The 24,131-nt window shown below is 60.0% G+C and carries 20 protein-coding genes and 1 pseudogene; 12 read left to right on the forward strand and 9 right to left on the reverse strand.

The window, feature by feature from the left end; all coding sequences use genetic code 11:
* Positions 1 to 18: 18 nt before the first annotated feature.
* The 7 genes from cheB to ACYZT9_RS21545 all read right to left on the reverse strand — a co-directional run bounded on the left by cheB (position 19) and on the right by ACYZT9_RS21545 (position 8,403).
* Positions 19 to 1,029, reverse strand: a complete 1,011-nt coding sequence (gene cheB, locus ACYZT9_RS21515; RefSeq protein ID WP_462007318.1) for a chemotaxis-specific protein-glutamate methyltransferase CheB — start codon at positions 1,027 to 1,029, stop codon at positions 19 to 21.
* Positions 1,026 to 3,314 carry a response regulator gene (locus ACYZT9_RS21520; protein WP_462007319.1) on the reverse strand — a complete coding sequence of 763 codons (2,289 nt, stop codon included), beginning with the start codon at positions 3,312 to 3,314 and terminating at the stop codon, positions 1,026 to 1,028. The genes cheB and ACYZT9_RS21520 overlap by 4 nt, the downstream gene beginning before the upstream one ends.
* Complete coding sequence (locus ACYZT9_RS21525) at positions 3,311 to 3,994, reverse strand: chemotaxis protein CheW (protein WP_462007320.1); 684 nt, start codon at positions 3,992 to 3,994, stop codon at positions 3,311 to 3,313. The genes ACYZT9_RS21520 and ACYZT9_RS21525 overlap by 4 nt, the downstream gene beginning before the upstream one ends.
* A complete protein-coding gene (locus ACYZT9_RS21530; protein WP_462007321.1) occupies positions 3,991 to 5,256 on the reverse strand; it encodes a CheR family methyltransferase in 1,266 nt (421 codons plus the stop codon). The genes ACYZT9_RS21525 and ACYZT9_RS21530 overlap by 4 nt, the downstream gene beginning before the upstream one ends.
* Positions 5,253 to 5,789 (reverse strand): chemotaxis protein CheW, encoded by a 537-nt coding sequence (locus ACYZT9_RS21535; protein ID WP_462007322.1) that lies wholly within the window; start codon positions 5,787 to 5,789, stop codon positions 5,253 to 5,255. Before ACYZT9_RS21535 ends, ACYZT9_RS21530 begins: the two co-directional genes overlap by 4 nt.
* Positions 5,789 to 7,411, reverse strand: coding sequence for a methyl-accepting chemotaxis protein (locus ACYZT9_RS21540; protein ID WP_462007323.1), 1,623 nt, complete (start codon positions 7,409 to 7,411; stop codon positions 5,789 to 5,791). The genes ACYZT9_RS21535 and ACYZT9_RS21540 overlap by 1 nt, the downstream gene beginning before the upstream one ends.
* A 248-nt stretch (positions 7,412 to 7,659) precedes the next feature.
* Entirely contained in the window at positions 7,660 to 8,403 is a 744-nt protein-coding gene (locus ACYZT9_RS21545) for a tellurite resistance TerB family protein (RefSeq protein WP_462007324.1), read from the reverse strand.
* Between the two features lie 186 nt (positions 8,404 to 8,589).
* Here ACYZT9_RS21545 and ACYZT9_RS21550 point away from each other — a divergent pair, with 186 nt between their 5' ends.
* From ACYZT9_RS21550 to ACYZT9_RS21595, 10 genes are all read left to right on the forward strand, one after another.
* The gene (locus ACYZT9_RS21550) at positions 8,590 to 9,504 is read left to right on the forward strand and encodes a LysR family transcriptional regulator (RefSeq protein WP_192228470.1); all 915 of its coding nucleotides are present in this window, start codon (positions 8,590 to 8,592) and stop codon (positions 9,502 to 9,504) included.
* 129 nt (positions 9,505 to 9,633) lie between these two features.
* On the forward strand, positions 9,634 to 11,091 hold the full coding sequence (locus ACYZT9_RS21555) for a gamma-aminobutyraldehyde dehydrogenase (protein ID WP_462010267.1): 1,458 nt from the start codon (positions 9,634 to 9,636) through the stop codon (positions 11,089 to 11,091).
* A gap of 82 nt (positions 11,092 to 11,173) precedes the next feature.
* Entirely contained in the window at positions 11,174 to 12,325 is a 1,152-nt protein-coding gene (ydcS, locus tag ACYZT9_RS21560; RefSeq protein WP_462007325.1) for a putative ABC transporter substrate-binding protein YdcS, read from the forward strand.
* Between the two features lie 106 nt (positions 12,326 to 12,431).
* Positions 12,432 to 13,469, forward strand: a complete 1,038-nt coding sequence (locus tag ACYZT9_RS21565) for an ABC transporter ATP-binding protein (protein WP_461951670.1) — start codon at positions 12,432 to 12,434, stop codon at positions 13,467 to 13,469.
* A 1-nt stretch (position 13,470) separates the two neighbouring features.
* Positions 13,471 to 14,418: an ABC transporter permease gene (locus tag ACYZT9_RS21570; protein ID WP_462007326.1), complete on the forward strand. Its 948-nt coding sequence runs from the start codon at positions 13,471 to 13,473 to the stop codon at positions 14,416 to 14,418.
* The gene (locus ACYZT9_RS21575; RefSeq protein WP_462007327.1) at positions 14,408 to 15,217 is read left to right on the forward strand and encodes an ABC transporter permease; all 810 of its coding nucleotides are present in this window, start codon (positions 14,408 to 14,410) and stop codon (positions 15,215 to 15,217) included. The genes ACYZT9_RS21570 and ACYZT9_RS21575 overlap by 11 nt, the downstream gene beginning before the upstream one ends.
* 173 nt (positions 15,218 to 15,390) lie before the next feature.
* Positions 15,391 to 16,815 carry a gamma-aminobutyraldehyde dehydrogenase gene (locus ACYZT9_RS21580; protein WP_462007328.1) on the forward strand — a complete coding sequence of 475 codons (1,425 nt, stop codon included), beginning with the start codon at positions 15,391 to 15,393 and terminating at the stop codon, positions 16,813 to 16,815.
* A 245-nt stretch (positions 16,816 to 17,060) separates the two neighbouring features.
* The gene (locus ACYZT9_RS21585; RefSeq protein ID WP_462007329.1) at positions 17,061 to 18,545 is read left to right on the forward strand and encodes an APC family permease; all 1,485 of its coding nucleotides are present in this window, start codon (positions 17,061 to 17,063) and stop codon (positions 18,543 to 18,545) included.
* A 915-nt stretch (positions 18,546 to 19,460) separates the two neighbouring features.
* Positions 19,461 to 19,967 (forward strand): BRO-N domain-containing protein, encoded by a 507-nt coding sequence (locus tag ACYZT9_RS21590; protein WP_462007330.1) that lies wholly within the window; start codon positions 19,461 to 19,463, stop codon positions 19,965 to 19,967.
* 100 nt (positions 19,968 to 20,067) lie between these two features.
* On the forward strand, positions 20,068 to 20,271 hold the full coding sequence (locus ACYZT9_RS21595) for a hypothetical protein (RefSeq protein WP_462007331.1): 204 nt from the start codon (positions 20,068 to 20,070) through the stop codon (positions 20,269 to 20,271).
* Positions 20,272 to 20,281: 10 nt separating this feature from the next.
* Here ACYZT9_RS21595 and ACYZT9_RS21600 read toward each other — a convergent pair whose 3' ends face one another.
* A complete protein-coding gene (locus tag ACYZT9_RS21600; protein ID WP_262167374.1) occupies positions 20,282 to 20,467 on the reverse strand; it encodes a hypothetical protein in 186 nt (61 codons plus the stop codon).
* Between the two features lie 415 nt (positions 20,468 to 20,882).
* On the opposite strand from ACYZT9_RS21600, the gene ACYZT9_RS21605 reads away from it, so the two are divergent.
* Positions 20,883 to 22,508 carry a glucan biosynthesis protein D gene (locus ACYZT9_RS21605; protein WP_462007332.1) on the forward strand — a complete coding sequence of 542 codons (1,626 nt, stop codon included), beginning with the start codon at positions 20,883 to 20,885 and terminating at the stop codon, positions 22,506 to 22,508.
* A 207-nt stretch (positions 22,509 to 22,715) separates the two neighbouring features.
* On the opposite strand, the pseudogene ACYZT9_RS21610 reads toward ACYZT9_RS21605, so the two are convergent.
* Positions 22,716 to 23,321 (reverse strand): annotated as a pseudogene (locus ACYZT9_RS21610) (amino acid permease); the annotation flags it as partial.
* A gap of 311 nt (positions 23,322 to 23,632) precedes the next feature.
* On the opposite strand from ACYZT9_RS21610, the gene ACYZT9_RS21615 reads away from it, so the two are divergent.
* Entirely contained in the window at positions 23,633 to 24,091 is a 459-nt protein-coding gene (locus ACYZT9_RS21615; RefSeq protein WP_462007333.1) for an REP-associated tyrosine transposase, read from the forward strand.
* Positions 24,092 to 24,131: the final 40 nt, after the last annotated feature.

A 24,131-nucleotide genomic window follows, 5' to 3' on the forward strand; every position in this document is an offset into this window, starting at 1 on the left:
GATTGCTGCTAAGCGTAGTCATTTGGCGAAAATCTCCAGCAATCGAGGCGCTATCTTGTCCAGCGGGCGAACCTCTACAGCCGCGTCGATGGCCGCAGCCGCTTTCGGCATGCCATACACCGCGCTGCTTTGTTGGTCCTGAGCGATGGTCAGGTAACCCTGTTGACGCATGAGTTTAAGCCCCTGTGCGCCATCGCGCCCCATACCGGTCAACAAAACACCCACGGCATCGCCGTTCCAGTAACTGGCCACGCTCTCGAAAAACACATCGATCGAGGGCCGATAGATCTCGTTGACCGGCTCGGCTGTGTACACCAGCGTGCCGTTTTTCAACAAGCGAATATGGTGGTTGGTGCCGGCCAGCAGCACGGTGCCCGCCTGCGGCGGCTCGCCTTCCCTGGCCAGGCGCACGTTCAGGCCGCTGGCGCTGCTGAGCCACTCCGCCATGCCGGCGGCGAACACCTGGTCGACGTGCTGCACCAGCACAATAGCGGCCGGGAAATCCCGCGGCAGCCCCTTGAGCAGTACTTCCAGTGCTGCCGGTCCGCCGGCAGACGAACCGATGGCGATCAGTTTTTGTCGGGAGCCCGCGTTGCGCATTGAACCCGGCGCGGGTCGCACCCGGTTGCCGTTGTCGCCGATCAACCAGCTGATGTTCAGAATTTTGCGCAGCAGCGGTGCCGCCGCTTCCTGGGCATTGCCGGTACCGATTGCCGGCGTATCGACCACATCCAGCGCCCCATGCCCCATGGCCTCGAACACCCGGTGCACGTTCTGCTGGCGGTCGACCGTGACAATCACAATGGCGCACGGCGTCTCGGCCATGATCCGCCGAGTCGCCTCGACGCCGTCCATCACCGGCATGATCAGGTCCATCAGGATCAAGTCCGGGGTGTATTCCACGCACCGTTGCACCGCCTCGGCCCCATTGCTGGCAACCCAGATCACCTGATGCGCCGGATCAAATGCTAAGGCGCGACGCAGAGCCTCTACCGCCATGGGCATGTCGTTGACGATTGCGATTTTCATGCTCGCGCTCCTCCGATGAGCTCAACCACTGCATCAAGCAGGGCGTCGTCATGAAAACTGGCCTTGGCTAGATAATAGTCGGCGCCGGCGTCCAGTCCACGACGACGGTCCTCTTCTCGATCCTTGTAAGACACCACCATAACCGGTAGCGATTGCAATCTATTGTCCCGGCGCAATAAAGACACCAGTTCGATGCCGTCCATGCGCGGCATGTCGATATCGGTAATCAGCAGATCGAAATCCTCCGAACGCAAGGCGTTCCAGCCATCCATGCCATCCACCGCCACGGCCACGTCGTAGCCGCGACTGAGCAACAGCTTGCGCTGCAACTCGCGGACGGTCAGCGAATCGTCGACCACCAGGACCCGTTTGCGCGCCGCTTCGGCCGCCTGATTATTGTGGCGGGCAATACGTTCCAGGCGACCGGTATCGAGCAGTTTATCCACTGACCGCAGCATGTCTTCGACGTCGACAATCAGCACCACCGAACCGTCGTCGAGCAAGGCGCCAGCGGAGATGTCCTGTACTTTGCCCAGGCGCTCATCCAGCGGCAGGACCACCAGCGTGCGCTCGCCGATAAACCGCTCGACCGCGACACCGTAGATTGCATCGCGCTCGCGGATCACCACGACCTTGAGGGTTTGCTGACTGTTCTGACTCGCCGGGCGCTGGAGCAATTGGCTCGCGGCGACCAATCCGACGTGCCGGCCTTCGTACCAGAAGTGCTGACGGCCTTCGACCTGCACGATGTCCGCCGGCTCCAGGTCGCACATGCGCTCGATGTGAGCCAGCGGAAACGCATACGCCTCGTCGCCAACCTCCACCACCAGGCTGCGCACCACCGACAGCGTCAACGGCACTTCGAGGTGAAAACGACTGCCCTCTCCCGCCGTCTGCTCCAGCACCACCGCGCCGCGCAATTGGCGGACCATGTGCTGAACCGCGTCGAGGCCGACGCCACGTCCGGACACCTCGGTGACCTTGTCCCGCAGACTGAAGCCTGGCAGGAACAGAAACGTCAGCAGCTCCTCTTCACTCAACTGCGCGGCGGTGTCGGGCGGGGACAACTGTCGTTCGATGATGCTGCGGCGGACCTTTTCCAGATCGACGCCGTTGCCGTCATCGCTCAGTTCCAGCACCAGCAGACCGGCCTGATGGGACGCGCGCAAGCGGATCAAACCTTCTTCCGGTTTACCGGCCAGCAGTCGCAGCTCCGGGGATTCGATGCCGTGGTCGACGGCATTGCGCAGCAGATGCGTCAGCGGCGCTTCGAGTTTTTCCAGGACGTCGCGGTCGACCTGGATTTTCTCGCCCTCGATCTCCAGCCGCACCTGTTTGCCAAGGCTGCGGCCCAGGTCGCGAACCATGCGTACTTGCCCGCTCAGCACATCGGCAAACGGCCGCATGCGACAGGCCAGCGCCGTGTCGTACAAGACTTGCGCACGCTGACTGGCCTGCCAGGCGAATTCATCCAGTTCGGCGTTCTTTTCCACCAGCAATTGCTGGGATCCGGCTAGCAACCGGCGAGCATCGTCGAGGGCTTCCCGAGCCTCCAGGCTCAAGGTCTGTTCCTTGAGATGGACGTTGAGATTTTCCAGCGCCCGCAGGCCGTTGTTCTGCATGCGCTTCAAACGCTGCATGGTGGCCAGGTGCGGTTTGAGCCGCAGGGTTTCCACCAGGGACTTGCTCGACAGGTCGAGCAGGCTGTTCAAACGTTCGGCCGTGACCCGCAAGACTCGCTCACCGTTTTCGGTGGTGCGTTTGGTCTTGGGCGCTGGCTCGGCGGGCGCTGCCGGGGGGGCTTCGGTGGCGGCCGGCATGGGCGGCTCAACCTTGGGCGTCGGCGGTTCGAGCTGAAGTTCTGCCATCGGCGGCGCGATGGGGGCAACCGTCGCCATGTGAACAAGCAGCCGTCCCATCAAGACGACGTAAGCTTCGATATCCGCAGGCGCTGGTGCGTTGTTCGGCGTGGCGATGCGCATCAGCAAATCGGTGCCTTGCAGCAAGGCATCAATGTGCTCGGGCCGCAGATACAACCGGCCTTCCTGGGCGCTGACCAGGTAATCTTCCATCACATGGGCAACGCTGACGCCGGCATCGACGCCGACAATTCGCGCCGCGCCTTTGAGCGAGTGGGCCGCACGCATGCACGATTCGAGGTAATCGGCCTGGGTGGGATCGCGTTCAAGCGCCAGCAGCCCCGTGCTCAACACCAGGGTCTGGGCCTCGGCTTCCAGGCTGAACAGTTCCAGCAAAGAGGCATCGCGCATTTGCTCGGGGGTCATGTGAGGCTCCGGGTCACGGCAGTGAGTAGCTGTTCTTCATCCAGCCAACGCAGGCTGCGACCTTTGAACTGCAACACGCCACGGGTGTATTTGGCGCTCGCCTGGCTGCCGGACCGGGACGCCGCGTCGAGGGTGCGCTCGTCGATGGCATGGATGCCGTCGACTTCGTCCACTGGCACCACCACCGGCCCACCGTGGGCAGCAATGATCAACATCCGCGGCATCACGCGCGCGCCGGACGCCACGCTGCTGGCGCCGTCCAGCCCAAGCAGTTCCACCAGCGAAAGGCACGCCACCAGCGCGCCGCGCACGTTCGCCACACCGAGCAAAGCCCGGGAGCGCTGGTGCGGCAGCGAATGAATGGCTTGCAGCGGCGCCACTTCCACCAGGCTGCGGGTGGCCAGGCCCAGCCATTCTTCGCCGAGGCGAAACATCAACAATGAACGGGTCTTCACATCGCTTTCTACCGCGACGGAGACCTGCCCACGGTCTTCCTGCTGCAACGCGTAGCGGTCCAGCAAACGCGTAGCGGCGGCTGAATACACCGCGCAATTGCGGCAATGAATGTGCTCGATCAGCAGCGGGCAGGACTTGTCGCCGTGGATACCGATGCGGTTCCAGCAATCGTCGATGGCCTGGGCATCTGCATGGGTGAGGCTGAAGGTGTCGACGGCATTCATCGTTTGCGCTCACTGTCAGCGCGCTCGTTACGAGCGGCGCGGTCCTGCAATCGTCGGGCGCCCGCGGTGTCGCCCTGGGATTGCAGCAAAGCCGCCAGGTGCATCAACGCGTCGGGATGTTGCGGTTCGAGGTATAACGCCTTGCGATAAAACCCCTGTGCTTCAAGGGCGCTGCCGGCGACATCGCTGAGCAGTCCCAGCCAGTAAAACACCTGGCCCACCGGTTCATGGCTGCGCAAATAGCTTTCGCACGCCGCACGGGCATCAGCGCTTTTGCCTTCATTGGCCAGTGCGGCGATGTTCGCCAGCAGCGAGGCGGCGCCCAGGTTGGCGGCCTGGGTCGCCACTGGCAGCGGCGTCACGGTTGCGAAAGGCCGGTGGTGCACGGGCGGCGGCGCGCTGCGAATCGGCTGACGCGCCGGCGGCGGTGTCGGCACAAAGGCTGAAACAGGCTCAGACGCAGGTGCGCTCTGACGACTGAACGCGAAAGATTGCGGGATTCCAATCGAGCGCATGCCAAAGCGCCCCACCAAACTACCCTCGGCCGGGCCGATAAACAGCACACCGTCGACATGGGTCAAGCGCTTGAGTACTTCAAACACTTGTTGCTGGGTGGGCTGATCGAAATAGATCAGCAGGTTGCGGCAAAACACAAAGTCATACGGTGGTTCGCTGGCCAGCAACGCCGGATCCAGCAGATTGCCGACCTGCAAACGCACCTGTTCCAGTACTCGCTCGCTGAGGTGGTAGCCATCGTCTTCAACGATGAAATGCCGTTCGCGAAACGCGATGTCCTGGCCACGAAACGAGTTCTTGCCGTACAGCGCGCGTTTGGCTTTTTCCACCGACAACGGGCTGACGTCCATGCCTTCGACTTTGAACTGGTGCGGCTTGAATCCGGCATCCAGTAGCGCCATGGCAATGGAATAGGGTTCTTCGCCGGTGGAACACGGCAAGCTGAGGATTCGCAGCGCGCGCATGTTGTTGATGTCAGCCAGTCGTTTGGCCGCCAGTTTCGCCAGGGTGGCAAAGGATTCCGGGTAACGGAAAAACCAGGTTTCGGGAACGATCACCGCTTCGATCAGCGCTTGCTGCTCATCCCGCGAGCCCTGCAAGGTGTGCCAATAGTCGTCGGCCGTCTGCGACCGGGACACAGTGCTGCGCTGGCGCACGGCACGCTCGATGATCGCCGGCCCCACTGAGGTCACGTCAAGGCCGATGCGTTCCTTGAGAAAATCGAAAAACCGCTGATCGCTGCTCATGGCCGCTCCTCGAACGACGCCAGATCCAGCGGCGGTGATGGAAACAACAGCGCGCGAACCTGCTCATCCAGCAGATCGGCGACGCGCACCCACTGCAGCAAACCTTGCGCATCTTCCCGTACAGGCCCGAGGTAAGGTGCCTGGCGATTGTCGAGGCCATAAGGCTGAAAATCCGCCGGGTCGCAGCGCAGCGTATCGGTTGCCTGCTCCAGGATCAGCCCGAGCAACTGCGCTTCAACGGTTTCATCTGGACGGTAATTGACCAGCACCAATCGCGTGCTGGTGCGGGCCTGAGCCGGTGAACCGAACGTCAGCGCACTGAGGTCGACTACCGGCACCACTGCGCCGCGATAGGCGAACACGCCGGCAACCCAATCGGGCGCCCGGGGAATCGGCTTCAACGGCAGGCGCGGCAGCACTTCCGCCACCTCGATCGCTTGCAGGGCATAGCGTTCGCTGCCGATGCGAAACACCAGGAACAACGCATGCATCGCCGGCTTCACGGCGATGCGTTTGGCCGTGAGTTCGCTCATCAGACTTTGAATCGCGAAACGCCGCTACGCAGCCCGACGGCCACCTGGCTCAACTCGTCGATGGCGAAACTGGCCTGACGCAGGGACTCGACGGTCTGGCTACTCGCATCGCCCAACTGCACCAGCGCGTGGTTGATCTGTTCGGCACCGGTGGCCTGCGCCTGCATGCCTTCGTTGACCATCAACACCCGCGGCGCCAGCGCCTGAACCTGATGGATGATCTGCGACAGCTGCTCGCCGACCTGCTGCACCTCGGACATGCCGCGGCGCACTTCTTCGGAGAATTTGTCCATGCCCATGACCCCGGCCGACACCGCCGACTGGATCTCGCGCACCATCTGCTCGATGTCATAAGTGGCCACGGCCGTCTGGTCCGCCAGGCGCCGTACTTCGGTGGCGACCACGGCAAACCCGCGGCCGTATTCACCAGCTTTTTCGGCTTCGATGGCCGCATTCAAAGACAGCAGGTTAGTCTGGTCCGCCACCTTGACGATGGTCACGACCACCTGATTGATGTTGCCGGCTTTCTCGTTGAGGATCGCCAGCTTGGCGTTGACCAGATCTGCGGCGCCCATCACCGAGTGCATGGTCTCTTCCATCCGCGCCAGGCCCTGCTGTCCGGAACCGGCGGCCACCGAGGCTTGATCGGCAGCGGTCGACACTTCGGTCATGGTGCGCACCAGATCGCGCGAGGTGGCTGCGATTTCACGGGATGTCGCGCCGATCTCGGTGGTGGTGGCGGCGGTTTCAGTGGCGGTGGCTTGCTGCTGTTTGGAGGTGGCGGCGATTTCGGTGACCGAAGTCGTGACCTGCACCGACGAGCGCTGAGCCTGGGACACCAGCGAAGTGAGCTCGGTCATCATGTCGTTGAAGCCGGTTTCCACGGCGCCGAATTCGTCCTTTCGCTCCAGGTTCAAGCGGCCGCTGAGGTCGCCGGTACGCATGATTTCGAGGATCTGCACGATGCGGTTCATCGGCGCCATGATCGCGCGCATCAGCAACAGGCCGCAGAGGCCGGCGGCCAATACCGCCACCAGCAGGGAAATGCCCATGATGACTTCAGCGGTGAGCACGGCGTCATGGATGTCCGCCATGGCCTGATCTGCCACGGCTTTGTTGTACACAAGAATGTCATTGAGTTTCAGACGCCCCGCGGTCCACGCCGGGGTCAGCTGTTCGTTGAACAACTTGATGGCGTCGGCTCGCTGGTTGCGCTGATGCAAGTCGAACACCGCGGCCAGCATCTTGCTGTAATCCTGATGGATTTTTTGGAAAGCCGCGAACTCAACTCTGTCTTCTTCCGTAGTCACAGTGCCGCGATAGTTGTTCATCGCTTCCTGCACTTGCGCTTCATAGTTCTTGAGGTCGGCGACATCTTCGGCACTGATACCCTGCCCTTCCTTCAGACCCAGCATCTCCTCGATGTGGAGGAAGCTGTCGACCCAGGCGCCACGAATCATCGAACTGTAATAGACCCCGGGAAGCGCGTCGTCACGTACGCTGTCTTCGCTGACCTCGATCTTCAACAGCCGCGAATACGAGACGACGACCATCAGCAACATGATGGCGATAATCACCGCAAAGCTCGCCAAAATGCGTTGGCGCAACGTCCAGTTCTTCACAGTCAGTCCTCGGAGCCGTTTCAAATTCCGGGGAGTATAGCCGAGGGCGGTGTTTCATTAATAAAACAGGTGGTTGCCAGTGGTGATCAGGATGGGATGGGCCGTGAATTGGCTATTAAGCGATGCAGTGCCGCTGAATACGCCATCGCGAGCAAGCTCGGCTCCTACAGGTCTCGTGTCGAACACACCATTTGGGGTCGACACGAGACCTGAGGAGCCGAGCTTGCTCGCGATGGCGGTCTGAAGGCCTACAAAGAAGCCTCGCGCACCTGTTTTTCCAGCTCGGCCTTCAAGCCCGGTTCCAGCTTCAACTGTCGCGCCAGTTCATCCAGGTAAGACTTCTCCATGAAGTTTTCCTCATCCACCAGCATCACGCTGGCGATGTACATCTCGGCGGCCATTTCCGGGGTGCTGGCGGCGCGCGCTACATCGGTTGGATCGAGGGGTTTGTTGAGTTCGGCGTGCAGCCAGTGCTGCAGTTCCTGATCGTTGTCGAGTTTGGTGAACTCGCCTTCGATCAACGCACGCTCGCGCTCATCGACATGACCGTCAGCCTTGGCCGCGGCCACCAGCGCCTTGAGGATCGCCTGACTGTGTAGCTCGACCTGCGCCGCCGGCACGCGGTCAACGGTTTGCGGTTCGCTCCTCGACGCAGTGCCCTGCTGGGCCTGCCAGTTGCCGTAGGCCTTGTAGGCAATAACGCCCAATGCCGCGAGGCCGCCATAGATCGCGACTTTACCGCCGACCTTGCGGACCTTCTTGTTGCCGATCAACAGGCCCATGGCGCCCGCCGCCAGTGCGCCACCACCCGCGCCCGAGAGCAAGCCGCCAAGACCGCCTGACCCACCGCCGCCGCCGAGCAACCCGCCCAAACCGCCGCTGGACGCCTTGTTCTGCGAGTTGTTCTGCGAGTTGTGCGTGCCGCCGGCCTTGTTCTGCAACAGGTCCTGGCCAGATTTGAGTAGTTGATCGAGCAATCCACGGGTAATCATTTGCCGCCTCCACGAAAGGGCTTCAACCAGACACTTAAGGCCACCAGCCTAGATCGAAAGTGCCCAGCCTCTCCGCGCGAGAGTGATTCCAGATGTTGCTCATCTCCTGTAACACCCAAAAGCCCATCGATAAAAAAGATATACACTCGCGCGAATCTATAAAAACCGCCCACCGGGTAATTCCTCATGATGACTTTGCGTCAGATCCGCCATTTCATCGCCGTGGCCGAGACCGGCTCGATCTCGGCCGCCGCGCAGACCGCGTTCATTTCCCAATCGACACTGACCCTGGCGATCCAGCAACTGGAGCAGGAAATCGGCGTAGGGCTGTTCAACCGTCACGCCAAGGGCATGACGCTGACCCACCAAGGCCATCAATTTCTGCGCCAGGCGCACTTGATTCTGGCGACGGTGGATAACGCCAAACGCAGCCTGCAGCAGAGCACCGACCAGGTCGCCGGGCAATTGATCATCGGCGTGACCAGCCTCGTCGCCGGTTACTACCTCGCGGATTTGCTCACCCGTTTTCAACGCGCCTACCCCAACGTCGAGATCCGCGTGATGGAGGATGAACGGCCGTATATCGAGCATTTGCTGGTCAGCGGCGAGATCGATGTCGGCGTTTTGATCCTCTCCAACCTCGAAGACCGCCACGCCCTGCAAACGGAAGTACTGACCCATTCGCCCCATCGGTTGTGGTTGCCGGCCCAGCATCCCCTGCTGGAACACGACAGCATCAACCTCGCCGACGTCGCCCGCGAGCCGCTGATTCAACTGAACGTCGATGAAATGGACCGTAACGCCCAGCGCATGTGGTCGGCGGCGTCGCTTCAGCCGCGCATCACCCTTAAAACCGCCTCCACCGAAGCGGTGCGAAGCCTGGTGGCCGCCGGACTGGGCGTGTCGATCCAGCCCGACATGACATACCGACCATGGTCGCTGGAAGGCGACATCATCGAAGCCCGCCCGATTGCCGACCTGAGCCAGACCCTCGACGTGGGCCTGGCATGGCGCCGAGGCACGGCGCGCCCGGCGCTGGTGGACCCTTTCCTGACCGTCGCCCGCGAGCAACCCCACGGCGGACGCAAGCCATCTATTTAATCGAATGCCACCTTCAGTATTTAGTATTTGTCGACCTCGGGACCGGGCACTAGTCTTGATTCATCTATAAGACGGCCGGTCCCAGTCACAGGGAGCAGTATGGCCACACAAGAAAAGAGAACCCGAAAAATGGCTGGCGCGCAGACCCCGTTGTTTACCGCGTTGTTGATCGATGGCGAACTGGTCGCGGGTGAAGGGTTTGTCGAGCCGATTCTCAACCCGGCCACCGGTGAGGTGCTGGCGCACATCGCCGAAGCCAGCACCGAGCAAGTCGAAGCCGCGATCCTCGCCGCCCACCGAGCGTTTAACGGTTGGTCACGGACAACGCCGCAGCAGCGCTCGAACCTGCTGCTCGACATTGCCAATGCCATCGAAAAACAGGCCGATCTGCTCGCCCGACTCGAATCCCTGAACTGCGGCAAGCCGTTGCACCTGGCGCGTCAGGACGACTTGAGCGCAACGGTTGACGTGTTCCGCTTCTTCGCGGGTGCTGTGCGCTGCCAGACCGGCCAGCTCAGCGGTGAATACCTGCCGGGTTACACCAGCATGGTGCGCCGCGATCCGATTGGCGTGGTCGCCTCGATTGCGCCGTGGAACTACCCGATCATGATGGCCGCGTGGAAAATCGCCCCGGCCCTCGCCGCCGGCAACACGCTGGTGTTCAAGCCGTCCGAGCACACACCGCTGTCTATTCTGGCCCTGGCGCCAGCGCTGGCCGAGATCCTGCCGCGCGGCGTGATCAACATCATTTGCGGCGGTGGCGAAGGCGTGGGCAGCCACTTGGTCAGTCACCCGAAAATCCGCATGGTCTCGCTGACCGGCGATATCGTCACCGGGCAAAAAATCCTCCAGGCCGCGGCGAAAACCCTGAAGCGCACTCACCTTGAACTCGGCGGCAAGGCCCCGGTGATCGTCTGCAACGATGCCGACATTCAGGCCGTGGTCGAAGGCGTGCGCACTTACGGTTACTACAACGCCGGCCAGGATTGCACCGCCGCCTGCCGGATTTATGCACAGGCCGGGATTCATGACCGACTGGTGGCCGAACTCGGCGCGGCAGTCAGCAGCTTGCGCTTCGCCGGCAAACGCGACGCCGACAATGAAATCGGCCCGTTGATCAGCACCCGCCAGCGCGACCGTGTGGCCAGTTTCGTCGAACGCGCCCTCGGTCAGCCGCACATTGAGCGGGTAACCGGCGCGGCGGTGCATTCCGGTGCAGGTTTCTACTACCAGCCTACCCTGCTGGCCGGCTGCAAACAGAGCGATGAAATCGTCCAGCGCGAAGTGTTCGGGCCGGTGGTCACGGTGACCCGTTTCGATCAACTGGAACAAGCAGTGGACTGGGCCAATGATTCGGAATACGGCCTGGCGTCCTCGGTCTGGACCCAGAACCTGGACAAAGCCATGCAGGTCGCCGCGCGCTTGCAGTACGGCTGCACCTGGATCAACAGCCATTTCATGCTGGTGAGCGAAATGCCCCATGGCGGCCTGAAACGTTCGGGTTACGGCAAAGACTTGTCCAGCGATTCGCTCCAGGACTACAGCGTGGTGCGGCACATCATGGCGCGCCACGGACAGCATCTCTGACTACGCTAATAACAAGCCGCTAACGGCATGCTTCACCACGTTCACAACTGCCCCGACCATAATTAAAGTAGAGGGAATTCCCATGTTCGTGCACAAGACCGCACTGCTCAGTGCAATCACCACGGCGCTGCTGGCCAGCGCCAGCATCCAGGCCGCCGAACCACTGAAAGCCGTCGGTGCCGGCGAAGGTCAGCTGGATATCGTTGCCTGGCCCGGTTACATCGAACGTGGCGAAAGCGACAAGGCCTACGACTGGGTGACCGGTTTCGAGAAGGAAACCGGCTGCAAGGTGAACGTCAAAACGGCCGCGACCTCCGATGAGATGGTCAGCCTGATGTCCAAGGGTGGTTATGACCTGGTGACCGCGTCGGGAGACGCTTCTTTGCGATTGATCGTCGGCAAGCGCGTGCAGCCGATCAACACCGCGTTGATTCCGAACTGGAAAAGCCTCGACCCGCGTCTGACAGATGCGCCGTGGTACGTGGTCAACAAACAGACTTACGGCACCCCCTATCAGTGGGGTCCAAACGTGTTGATGTACAACACCAACGTGTTCAAGACCGCCCCGGACAGCTGGAGTGTGGTGTTCGAGGAACAGACCCTGTCGGATGGCAAATCCAACAAGGGCCGGGTTCAGGCCTACGACGGCCCAATCTACATTGCCGATGCGGCGCTCTATCTCAAGGCGAAACGACCGGAACTGGGGATCAAGGACCCCTACCAGCTCAACGAAGAGCAATACAAAGCGGTGCTGGAACTGCTTCGTAAACAGCAGCCTTTGATCCACCGCTACTGGCATGACGCGACCGTGCAGATGAGTGACGTCAAGAACGAAGGCGTTGTGGCATCCAGCAGCTGGGGCTACATGGTCAACGGCCTGGTAGCGGACAAGCAGGCGGTGGCCTCGGTCATTCCAAAAGAAGGTGCGACAGGTTGGGCTGACACCACCATGCTGCACACCGACGCCAAGCACCCGAACTGTGCTTACAAGTGGATGGACTGGTCGCTGCAACCGAAAGTCCAGGGTGATCTGGCCGCCTGGTTCGGCTCTTTGCCAGCGGTTCCCGCGGGGTGCAAGGAAAGCGAATTGCTTGGCGCCGAAGGCTGCAAGACCAACGGTTTCGACCAGTTCGACAAGATCGCCTTCTGGAAAACCCCGCAGGCTGAAGGCGGCAAATTCGTGCCGTACAGCCGCTGGACCCAGGACTACATCGCGATCATGGGCGGCAGGTAGGCCCTCATCGCGAGCAAGCTCGCTCCCACAAGATCACCACAAAACCTGTGGGAGCGAGCTTGCTCGCGATGCTTCTAAAGATTCAGATTTTCGGAGTTCTCGCACCATGACGCTTGCAGTCCAGTTCACCAACGTTTCCCGTCTTTTCGGCGAAGTGAAAGCCGTAGACCGGGTTTCCATCGACATCCAGGACGGCGAGTTCTTTTCCATGCTGGGCCCTTCCGGCTCGGGCAAAACCACCTGTTTGCGCCTGATCGCCGGTTTCGAACAACCGAGCGCAGGTTCCATCCGGATTCATGGCAACGAAGCCGCCGGGCTGCCGCCGTATGAACGTGATGTAAACACCGTGTTTCAGGATTACGCGTTGTTCCCGCACATGAACGTGCTCGACAACGTGGCCTATGGTTTGAAAGTCAAAGGCGTCGGCAAAACAGAACGCCGCAAACGCGCCGAAGAAGCCCTCGACATGGTCGCCCTCGGCGGCTACGGCGAGCGTAAACCGGTGCAACTCTCCGGCGGTCAGCGTCAGCGTGTGGCCCTGGCCCGCGCCTTGGTCAATCGCCCTCGGGTGCTGCTGCTTGACGAACCCCTCGGCGCCCTCGATTTGAAGCTGCGCGAGCAAATGCAGAGTGAGCTGAAGAAGCTGCAACGCCAGCTCGGCATCACTTTCATCTTCGTCACCCACGATCAGACCGAGGCGCTGTCGATGTCCGACCGCGTGGCCGTTTTCAACAAGGGGCGCATCGAGCAGGTCGACACGCCGCGCAACCTCTACATGAAACCCGCGACCACCTTTGTCGCGGAATTCGTCGGCACCTCCAACGTGATCCGCGGAGATCTGGCGCAGCAGCTCAGCGGTAACCCGCAGCCGTTTTCGATCCGCCCGGAACACGTGCGATTCTCCGAGGGACCGCTGGCCAGTCACGAAATCGAAGTCAGTGGTTTGCTCCACGACATTCAGTATCAGGGCAGCGCCACTCGCTATGAACTGAAACTGGAAAACGGCCAGACACTGAACATAAGCCAGGCCAACAACCAGTGGCTGGACGTCAGCGCCCAACACCAGACCGGGCAACGCATCAGCGCACGCTGGGCGCGGGAAGCAATGATCCCGCTGCACGACACCGTTGCCGGTGGGGTGTGAGATGACTAGCGTGGCACTCCCTCAAACCCCGGCCGACGGCTCGCCGTTGCGCAGGTTTTCCAACCTGCTGTATCGCCGGCCGAACTTTTACCTGTCACTGCTGCTGGTGCCGCCGCTGTTATGGTTCGGCGCGATCTACCTCGGTTCGCTGCTGGTGTTGCTGTGGCAAGGCTTCTACACCTTCGACGACTTCACCATGGCGGTCACGCCCGACCTGACCCTGGCGAACTTCGCCGCGCTGTTCCAGCCCTCGAACTTCGACATCATTCTGCGCACCTTGAGCATGGCCGTCGTGGTGTCGATCGCCAGCGCCGTCGTTGCGTTCCCGATTGCCTACTACATGGCGCGTTACACGACGGGTAAAACCAAGGCGTTTTTCTACATCGCGGTGATGATGCCGATGTGGGCCAGTTACATCGTCAAGGCCTACGCCTGGACGTTGCTACTGGCCAAGGGCGGCGTGGCGCAGTGGTTCGTTCAACACCTTGGGCTGGAGCCGGTCTTGCAGTTCGTGCTGGGCATTCCGGGGGTGGGTGGCAGCACGTTGTCGACCTCGCACCTGGGCCGCTTCATGGTGTTCGTCTACATCTGGCTGCCGTTCATGATTTTGCCGATTCAGGCGTCGCTAGAGCGTTTGCCGCCGTCACTGCTGCAAGCCTCCGCCGACCTCGGGGCCAAGCCGCGCCAGACCTTTATGCAGGTGATTCTGCCGCTGTCGATTCCGGGCATCGCCGCCGGTTCGATCTTCACGTTTTCGCTGACCCTGGGCGACTTCATCGTGCCGCAACTGGTGGGCCCGCCGGGCTACTTCATCGGCAGCATGGTGTACGCCCAGCAAGGCGCGATCGGCAACATGCCGATGGCGGCCGCCTTCACGCTGGTGCCGATCGTGTTGATCGCCATTTACCTGACTATCGTAAAACGAATGGGGGCCTTCGATGCACTCTGAGAAAGCTTCTATAGGATTAAAAATCGCAGCCTGGGGCGGGTTGGTGTTTCTGCACTTCCCGATCCTGATCATCTTCCTTTACGCCTTCAACACCGAAGACACGGCATTCAGTTTTCCGCCCAAGGGCTTCACCCTTAAGTGGATCGGCGTGGCCTTCTCGCGCCCGGACGTGCTGGAAGCGATCAAGCTGTCGCTGCAGATCGCCTCTGTTGCGACGCTGATTGCGCTGGTCCTCGGCACGCTGGCTTCGGCGGCGTTGTACCGGCGGGATTTCTTCGGCAAGCAAGGTATTTCGCTGATGCTGATTCTGCCGATTGCATTGCCGGGAATCATTACCGGGATCGCGTTGCTGGCGACGTTCAAAACCCTGGGGATCGAACCGGGCATGTTCACCATCATCGTCGGCCACGCGACCTTCTGTGTGGTGATCGTCTACAACAACGTCATTGCCCGTTTGCGCCGTACTTCGCACAGTTTGATCGAAGCGTCGATGGACCTCGGCGCCGATGGCTGGCAGACCTTCCGCTACATCGTCCTGCCGAATCTGGGCTCGGCATTGCTCGCCGGCGGCATGCTCGCGTTTGCGCTGTCATTCGACGAAATCATCGTTACTACCTTCACCGCCGGCCATGAACGCACCTTGCCGCTGTGGCTGCTCAACCAGCTCAGCCGCCCACGGGACGTGCCGGTGACCAACGTCGTCGCGATGCTGGTGATGATGGTGACCATGCTGCCGATTCTCGGCGCTTATTACCTGACACGGGGTGGTGAGAGTGTGGCGGGGAGTGGTGGGAAATAAACAATTCCTACTGCAGAAACCGCATCTTTGTAGGAGCGAGCTTGCTCGCGAAGAACGTAAGAGCGCCACGTTCATTCAGGCTGCCCGCGTCATCGTTGACGTTTTTCGCGAGCGAGCTCGCTCCTACAGGGGCGGTTCCGGCAAAAAATAATTGATTCGAAGAGGACAATGCCATGCAAACCCAACTCCTGATCAACGGCCAACTGCTCGACGGCGAAGGCCCCGCCCAACCGGTGTTCAACCCGGCCCTCGGCCGTGTGCTGGTGGAAATCAACGAAGCCAGTGAAGCTCAGGTCGATGCTGCCGTGCGTGCTGCCGACGCTGCCTTTGCAGGCTGGTCGCAAACCCCGCCGAAAGAACGCTCGCTGCTGCTGCTCAAACTCGCCGACGCCATCGAAGCCCACGGCGAAGAACTGGCGAAACTCGAATCGGACAACTGTGGCAAACCCTACAGCGCCGCGCTGAACGACGAGATCCCGGCGATTGCCGACGTGTTCCGCTTCTTCGCCGGCGCCAGTCGCTGCATGAGCGGGTCGGCCGGCGGTGAATACCTGCCGGGCCACACCTCGATGATCCGCCGCGACCCGGTGGGCGTGATCGCCTCGATCGCGCCGTGGAACTACCCGCTGATGATGGTCGCCTGGAAAATCGCCCCGGCCCTCGCTGCCGGTAATACCGTGGTGCTCAAGCCGTCGGAACAAACGCCGCTGACCGCGCTGCGTCTGGCCGAACTGGCGTCGGAAATCTTCCCGGCTGGCGTGCTCAATCTGGTGTTCGGCCGTGGTCCTACCGTCGGTAGCCCGCTGGTCACCCACCCGAAAGTGCGCATGGTGTCGCTGACCGGTTCCATCGCCACCGGCTCGAACATCATTTCCAGCACCGCCGACAGCGTCAAGCGCATGCACATGGAACTGGGCGGCAAGGCCCCGGTGATCATCTTCGACGACGCCGACATCGACGCCGCTGTTGAAGGCATTCGCACTTTCGGTTTCTACAACGCCGGCCAGGATTGCACCGCTGCCTGCCGCATCTACGCGCAGGCCGGCATCTACGAACAATTCGTCGAGAAGCTCGGCGCGGCGGTCAGCAGCATCAAGTACGGGCTGCAGGACGATCCGTCGACCGAGCTGGGGCCGCTGATCACCGCGCAACATCGCGACCGCGTGGCCGGGTTCGTCGAGCGCGCCGTGGCGCAATCGCACATCCGCCTGATCACCGGCGGCAAGGCGGTCGAGGGCAATGGCTTCTTCTTCGAGCCGACGGTGCTGGCCGATGCGCAGCAGGACGATGAGATCGTGCGCCGCGAAGTGTTCGGGCCGGTGGTGTCGGTGACCCAATTCACCGACGAAGCACAGGTGCTGGGCTGGGCCAACGATTCGGACTACGGCCTGGCGTCATCGGTGTGGACCGCCGACGTCGGCCGCGCGCATCGCCTGTCGGCCAGGTTGCAGTACGGCTGCACCTGGGTGAACACGCACTTCATGCTGGTCAGCGAAATGCCCCATGGCGGTCAGAAATTGTCCGGTTATGGGAAGGACATGTCGATGTATGGGCTGGAGGATTACACCGTGGTTCGGCATGTGATGTTCAAGCACTAAAAGCAAAGGCTTCGCGAGCAAGTCGAATCGTCGCACCGCCGCTCCCACAGTTAATCGCATTCCTCCTGTGGGAGCGGGCTTGCTCGCGAAGGCGTCACCTCGGTTTCAAGGCAGAAACCGTCAATACGCACCACCAGGTTTAAAGCCACACAAATAACAATAACCACCGATCCGGGCAGCGCCATCACGGCCCCGCCACGGTTTCGGACATCCGAAATCTGCCGATTTTCCGGAGCTAACACACCATGAGCGCACTACCCGACCTCTCTGCAGTCGCTGTCGACAGCGATGCCGAGCAACTCCGCAAGCTGGGTTACACCTCTAACTTCAATCGCAGCATGAGCCTGTGGGAAAACTTCGCCCTGGGCTTCACTTACCTCTCTCCGGTCGTAGGGGTTTACACCCTCTTCGGCCTTTGCCTGGCGGCCGGTGGGCCACCGATGTTCTGGGCCTATTTGCTGGTCGGTTGTGGCCAATTGCTGGTGTGCCTGATCTTCGGTGAAGTGGTTTCGCAGTTCCCGATTTCCGGCGGCGTCTACCCGTGGGCTCGTCGTCTGGTGGGCAAACGTTGGGCGTGGATGGTCGGCTGGATCTACTCCATCGCCCTGTGCGTGACCATCGCCGCCGTTGCAGTCGGTGCTGGTCCATACCTGGCCGCGATGATGGGCTTCGAACCGAGCAACAACACCAACATCGTCATCGCCCTGGTGCTGACGCTGTTCGCCACGCTGGTCAACCTCAGCGGCACCAAAGTGCTGGCGCGCATCGCGATGTTCGGCTTCCTCTGCGAACTGGTCGGCGCGGTGGTCGTCGGCGTTTACCTGTTGATTTTCGAACGTCACCAATCGATCAGCGTGTTGTTCAACACCTTCGATATCAGCATCAACGGCTCCTACCTGCCGGCCTTCCTCACCGCCTCGCTGGCGGGGATGTTCCTCTACTACGGCTTCGAGGCCTGCGGCGACGTGGCCGAAGAAACCCCTAACCCAAGCAAGCAAATTCCGGTGGCCATGCGCATGACCATCTACATCGGCGGCGTCGCGGCAATGTTCGCCTGCCTGGCGCTGATCCTCGCCGTACCGGACATGCAAGCCGTCATCAACGGCACCGACAAAGACCCGGTCGGCACCATCCTCAGCAACGCCTTCGGTCCGGTCGGTTCGAAAGTGGTGATGGGGGTGGTGATGATTTCCTTCATCTCCTGCGTCATCAGCCTGCAAGCCGCGGCGAGTCGTCTGCTGTATTCCTACGCTCGCGACGAAATGGTCATCGGCAGCTCACTGCTGAAGAAGATCTCTCCTACAACCCAGGTTCCGGTTGCTGCGTTGTTCGTCTCCGGCGTCCTGCCGGCGCTGATCATCATCCTGGGCTTCTTCCTGCAAGACGCCGTGGCCACCATTGTCAGCTTCGCAGCGATCGGCATCTACCTGGCGTTCCAGATGATCGTCCTTGCGGCGCTTTATGCACGGATTAAAGGCTGGGAACCGAGCGGCAAATTCACCCTCGGTGCCTGGGGCTGGGTCGTGAACATTGGCGCGCTGGTCTACGGCGTCGCCGCCATCATCAACATGGCCTGGCCGCGCACGCCGGATGCGGCGTGGTACGTCAACTATGCGATGGTGTTAAGTACAGCGATCGTGATTGGGTTGGGGTTGGTTTATATGTTGATGGCTAAACCGTATGACCGTGGGACGGCGCCGGCGGGGGATGCCTGGAAGGTTAGTCGGTAAGGCTGATTGCCCCGGGGTCCGGTGAGTTCCCGGGGCAAGCTCTACCTACCGAACAGCATTTATCGTCACCTCGCAGCACAGCCATCAAATCATCCAAACGCCACTTGATATCCGCTTTGCCTCGCACGGCTTCGAAGCGATCTTGGGTATAAGCATTACGTTTCTCGTCGCCATCTTTGGTCATCGATTCTTTCTCCCTGTTCAGATAGACGTGGCACAGCGACCATAACCAGATCCAATCCTCGTCAAACCGCGGGATGCTGTTCACTTAAAGAGCGGGCACCCACATTTGTGGCGAGGGGATTTATCCCCGTTGGGTCGCGAAACGGCCCCAGCGTCCGTTCAAATAGTCTGAGTTGCCCGGATTTACGACTGCTTCGCAGCCGAACGGGGCGGTGCGACGTTTCGCTAAATCCCCTCGCCACAGATTTCTTGCTCGCCTGAAAATAGTTTTAAGTGAACGGCATTCCGTCGAACCGTGAAGCTTTTGCCGTTGACTCCATGGATTTGAATAAATAAAGGAAAAACTGCGTCTCAGGTGCCGGCTTTTTGCATGCGGTGAAAAAAAGGAAAATCCTACAGACCAAGCCTTCTACCAAAGACTCTCATTCCTACGACAAGCGTCGCCAGAGTAGACTTGGCACCGCGAGCGCCTGACCGATAGGCTTTACCCGTCGCTGCAAAATCAGCGATCCGGAGTCGAAGCCGGGAAATGTCAGAACGGTGCTTACGTGCCCCCATAGGACTGTGGCTGCTTTTCTACCTCTAGTTCTGCTTTATGGCGGGCCGTGTGGCGCGGGCCTTTCGGCTTCCGTTTTGACCTGGAAGTGTCCCGACTTCGAACGCCACTCGGTTCGCGACCCAACCTGTCGAAGGGTTGGTGGTGACTTTCCAGTTCAAAACGGAATTCAAGTCATGTCAGAGCACACAAAAAACGCCCCCTTCTCCTGCTTCACCCCAAGCATCTTCCCCCGCCACAACCGCTTCCTCCACGCCATCACCCAAGCAAACCAAGCCTGGTTCTGCGTTCAGGACCTCGGACGCTTGATGGGCCGCCCCCTGGACCAACGACTCACTCAAAAACTCGATCCCGATCAACGCCGATACGTGTGGCTGCTGAAGAGCGGCAAAACGGTCGAATCGCTCATGGTCAGCGAGTCTGGGATGTACGCATTGCTGGTCCACCATTTCGTCCCGGAAAACCGCAACCTGCGCCAATGGCTGAGTAACGAAGTCGTACCTGCGCTGCGTGAGTCGAACGCTGTGTCGGCAGATAACGTTCCAAGCCTGAGTTCGTTGCAATGGGGCGGGATCTCGGTGCCGCTATTACATTGGCAACATTCAGCCTGGATCAAATGGCGGGACATGCCTGATCTGGTGCAGGCGCAGCGACCGTTCCCGGTTATGGGCACTTGCAGTTGAAGATTGGGTAAACCAATGAAAAAGGGGCAGACCTCACAGTCCGCCCCCTTGGTTTAGATGCACCTATTCAATCACCTCCCACAATGGGTAGTCGATAGTCATGAACAAACCACATATCTGCAGCCTGCATGTCGTCGAAGTGATTTCAAGTGACAGCGCCTTTGCAGAAAATTATCTGCAACTGACTATCAAGCAAGAAAACGCAGCGGCTCACTACCAAGCGATTCAAGCCGGTATCGCCGACGCCGAAGCCGGCAAACTGATCAACTTGGCCACCGTGAAAGCCAAATGGCTTTCAAGATAACCACCTCGACTCAAAACCGCGAAACACTCCGCATCGCATCCACCAGATACCGCATTGCAATCCTGTCGTTCTCCGACAACTCCCGATACCGCTCCACCAGCTTCAACTCTTCGGAATTAAGCCGACGCCTTCGCCGCCCGAGACCCAGGCAGGGGAAGATTCCCAACATTTCAGTGATGCCTTGTACTTTCGACATGGACGATGTCCTTCTCTACGTCAAAGAAAACTTCAGAAACCGCATCGCCCTACCCTTTTTTCAGCGGTCATTTCGTGCCAACTGAATCCCACCGGCCTGAGGGCAGAAACCGGTCATGTCCATAGGATAGGAAGTAAATTGGCGCTGAAAAGCGATTTTTAGAGTAATTAGTCGAAAAAAGCAGAAATGCCCTCTAAATCAGAAATGTCTGTGGGAAACGTTTCTCGGAAATGTCTTGTTTCATAGCGATACTGTCGTCACGCCATCAATCATTTTTGCTCGGCGAGCGAACGGTTTAAGCTATTTGGCATCTGTTTAAAGTCCGTTGCGTTTGGCCGAAGGCATGTCCGAACCTCCATTTCTGATCCAGCACGTGCCAGGAACGGCACGGGATTGTTCACGACAGGTTTTACTTATGCACCGCAGGAATTTGCTCAAAGCATCCATGGCCATCGCTGCCTACACCGGTTTGTCCGCTTCTGGCCTGCTGGCCGCCCGGGCCTGGGCCGCTGGTGGTACGGCTGATGGCGAGGCTCAAGCGTTCGATTTCGAAGCCTTGAAAATCCAGGCCAGGCAGCTTGCCGGCAACCGCTATCAGGACACCAAGCAGGTGCTGCCGCCGACGCTGGCGACGATGACGCCGCAAAATTTCAACGCGATCCGCTACGACGGCAATCATTCCCTGTGGAAGGATTTGAAAGGTCAGCTGGATGTGCAGTTTTTTCATGTAGGCATGGGTTTCAAGCAACCGGTGCGCATGTACAGCGTCGACCCCAAGACGCGTTTGGCGCGAGAGGTGCATTTCCGCCCTTCGCTGTTCAACTATGAAAAAACCACGGTCGACACTAAGCAGCTCACGGGCGATCTGGGTTTTTCCGGGTTCAAGCTGTTCAAGGCGCCTGAACTGGACCGGCACGACGTGTTGTCTTTCCTCGGCGCCAGTTACTTTCGCGCGGTAGACGCCACCGGCCAGTACGGTCTGTCGGCCCGCGGTCTGGCAGTGGATACCTATGCGAAGAAGCGTGAGGAGTTTCCGGACTTCACCAAGTTCTGGTTCGAGACACCGGACAAGGACAGCACCCGTTTCGTGGTCTACGCCCTGCTGGACTCGCCAAGCGCTACCGGCGCCTACCGCTTCGACATTGATTGCCAGGCCAGTCAGGTCGTTATGGCCATCGACGCGCACATCAACGCGCGGACTGCCATAGAACAATTGGGCATCGCGCCGATGACCAGCATGTTCAGCTGCGGCACCCATGAGCGACGCATGTGCGACACCATCCACCCGCAGATCCATGACTCGGATCGCCTGGCGATGTGGCGCGGCAACGGCGAGTGGATCTGCCGTCCGCTGAACAACCCGGCGACTCTGCAGTTCAACGCTTTCGCCGACACCGACCCGAAGGGTTTTGGCCTGGTGCAGACCGATCACGAATTCGCCAGTTATCAGGACACGGTCGACTGGTACAGCAAGCGTCCGAGCCTGTGGGTGGAACCTACAACTGCGTGGGGCGAAGGCTCTATCGATTTACTCGAAATTCCTACGACCGGCGAAACCATGGATAACATCGTCGCGTTCTGGACCCCGAAGAAACCGGTGGTGGCCGGTGATTCACTGAACTATGGCTACAAGCTCTACTGGAGCGCGCTTCCACCGGTCAGTACGCCGCTGGCGCGGGTCAACGCAACCCGTTCCGGGATGGGCGGCTTCGTCGAAGGCTGGGCGCCGGGTGAGCATTATCCGCCGGTGTGGGCACGCCGGTTTGCCGTGGATTTCAATGGCGGCGGCCTGGATCGTTTGCCTGAAGGCACGGGCATCGAGCCAGTGGTCACTTGCTCCAACGGTGAGGTCAAGGATTTCAGCGTGCTGGTGCTTGATGATATCAAGGGGTACCGGATTCTTTTCGATTGGTATCCAACCAACGACAGCGTGGAGCCGGTGGAGCTGCGGTTGTTTATCCGCACCAATGACCGGACGTTGAGCGAGACGTGGTTGTATCAGTATTTCCCGCCGGCGCCGGAGAAGCGTAAGTACACCTGAAGTTAAAGGGTCGGCTGAACAGGCCCCTTCGCGGGCAAGCCCGCTCCCACAGGTTTCGCGTCGAACTCAGATATTACGTTCGACGCAGCTTCCTGTGGGAGCGGGCTTGCCCGCGAAAACGGCCGAACAGACACCCAATCCTTCCACTCAGAAACACAAAAGCCCCAGTCACGACGACCGGGGCTTTTTCATTTCAAGCCAGACAACTTACGAAGCCGAACGCACCGCCCCCTGCGAAACATTCGTCGGTTGCAGCTTGAATACGTAGAACAACACCGTCAGCAACACCAGGAACGCCGGCCCTACATACAGCGCTACGCGAGTGTCGGGGAAGTACGCCATCAAGCCCACCACCAGCAGCAGAAACGCCAGCGCCAGGTACGAACTGACCGGGTACAGCCACATCTTGTATTTCAGGCCGGCCCGTTCGCTAGCGCTCAGGCCTTTGCGGAACTTGAGTTGGGCGAGCAGGATCATCACCCAGGTCCAGATTGCGCCGAAGGTCGCAATTGCCGTCACCCAGACGAAGACTTTCTCAGGCACCAGGTAGTTGAGCAGCACGCCATGAAGCAAGGCGAAAATCGACAACAGCAGTGCGCGACGCGGCACACCGTTGTTCGACGTCTTGGCGAAACCGGCCGGGGCCTGGCCATTCTGCGCCAGGCTGTAGAGCATGCGCCCGGTGCTGAAAATGCCGCCGTTGCAGGACGACAGCGCAGCGGTGATCACCACGAAGTTGATGATGCCGGCGGCGGTTTTGATGCCCAGACGCTCGAAGGTCATCACGAACGGGCTGCCCTGGGTGCCGATTTCCAGCGCCAGGCAGTACCTACCCGTCGAGATGTCTATTTCCACCGTTTCAGACCCACTCGTTCCTCTGTGGTGAAAAAGTTCCTGTGGTGAGGGGATTTATCCCCGTTGGGTGGCGCAGCCGCCCCCAAACCAATCACAGAAGGATTTACGACTGCTGCGCAGCCGAACGGGGATAAATCCCCTCGCCACAGAGCACTTACCCCACACCCTTCACAGGAAACAGAATTTTCGCTCAACAGTTGTAGCCCCGGTTTTGCCTATGGGCACTAGCCTGAAAGCGTGACCCGACGACCACACAAGGAAGCAATGGATTGCCTACTCAACCAAACTCTCATCGTCTGCGCTTCGGCCGACATTCCGAAATCGGTCGTGCCTATCTCATCACCGCAGTTACCCACGACCGCCAACCCATTTTTTCTGATTGGCGATTAGGTCGCTTGCTCGTTACAGAACTGCGTCGAGCTCACGATTTAGCGTTCGTAGACTCAATCGCTTGGGTTGTCATGCCCGATCACTTTCATTGGCTGATGCAGTTGCAAAACAGCAATCTAGGAAATGTCATCGGCGCTACCAAGGCACGCTGCACCCAGGCGGTGAACAAAATGACCTGTCAACTTGGTCCACTTTGGCAAACCGGCTACCACGACCGGGCAATCCGTGATGGAGAAGATCTCCTGCCATTTGCTCGCTACATTGTTGCCAACCCATTGCGCGCAGGATTGGTAGAAAAAATCGGCGACTACCCACTCTGGGATGCCTGCTGGTTGTAACGCCGATCACCACTTCTGTGGCAACGAACTTCCTGTGGGG

Source organism: Pseudomonas sp. ZT5P21, assembly GCF_054897785.1.

Coding starts and splice junctions, on each gene's coding strand:
- ACYZT9_RS21595 (WP_462007331.1), top strand. CDS start 20,068: ATGAACAAACCACATATCTGCAGCCTGCATGTCGTCGAAGTGATTTCA.
- ACYZT9_RS21600 (WP_262167374.1), bottom strand. CDS start 20,467: ATGTCGAAAGTACAAGGCATCACTGAAATGTTGGGAATCTTCCCCTGC.
- cheB (WP_462007318.1), bottom strand. CDS start 1,029: ATGAAAATCGCAATCGTCAACGACATGCCCATGGCGGTAGAGGCTCTG.
- ACYZT9_RS21575 (WP_462007327.1), top strand. CDS start 14,408: ATGCACTCTGAGAAAGCTTCTATAGGATTAAAAATCGCAGCCTGGGGC.
- ACYZT9_RS21550 (WP_192228470.1), top strand. CDS start 8,590: ATGATGACTTTGCGTCAGATCCGCCATTTCATCGCCGTGGCCGAGACC.
- ACYZT9_RS21565 (WP_461951670.1), top strand. CDS start 12,432: ATGACGCTTGCAGTCCAGTTCACCAACGTTTCCCGTCTTTTCGGCGAA.
- ACYZT9_RS21585 (WP_462007329.1), top strand. CDS start 17,061: ATGAGCGCACTACCCGACCTCTCTGCAGTCGCTGTCGACAGCGATGCC.
- ACYZT9_RS21570 (WP_462007326.1), top strand. CDS start 13,471: ATGACTAGCGTGGCACTCCCTCAAACCCCGGCCGACGGCTCGCCGTTG.
- ACYZT9_RS21525 (WP_462007320.1), bottom strand. CDS start 3,994: ATGAATGCCGTCGACACCTTCAGCCTCACCCATGCAGATGCCCAGGCC.
- ACYZT9_RS21605 (WP_462007332.1), top strand. CDS start 20,883: ATGCACCGCAGGAATTTGCTCAAAGCATCCATGGCCATCGCTGCCTAC.
- ACYZT9_RS21580 (WP_462007328.1), top strand. CDS start 15,391: ATGCAAACCCAACTCCTGATCAACGGCCAACTGCTCGACGGCGAAGGC.
- ACYZT9_RS21530 (WP_462007321.1), bottom strand. CDS start 5,256: ATGAGCAGCGATCAGCGGTTTTTCGATTTTCTCAAGGAACGCATCGGC.
- ACYZT9_RS21520 (WP_462007319.1), bottom strand. CDS start 3,314: ATGACCCCCGAGCAAATGCGCGATGCCTCTTTGCTGGAACTGTTCAGC.
- ACYZT9_RS21555 (WP_462010267.1), top strand. CDS start 9,634: ATGGCTGGCGCGCAGACCCCGTTGTTTACCGCGTTGTTGATCGATGGC.
- ACYZT9_RS21590 (WP_462007330.1), top strand. CDS start 19,461: ATGTCAGAGCACACAAAAAACGCCCCCTTCTCCTGCTTCACCCCAAGC.
- ydcS (WP_462007325.1), top strand. CDS start 11,174: ATGTTCGTGCACAAGACCGCACTGCTCAGTGCAATCACCACGGCGCTG.
- ACYZT9_RS21535 (WP_462007322.1), bottom strand. CDS start 5,789: ATGAGCGAACTCACGGCCAAACGCATCGCCGTGAAGCCGGCGATGCAT.
- ACYZT9_RS21545 (WP_462007324.1), bottom strand. CDS start 8,403: ATGATTACCCGTGGATTGCTCGATCAACTACTCAAATCTGGCCAGGAC.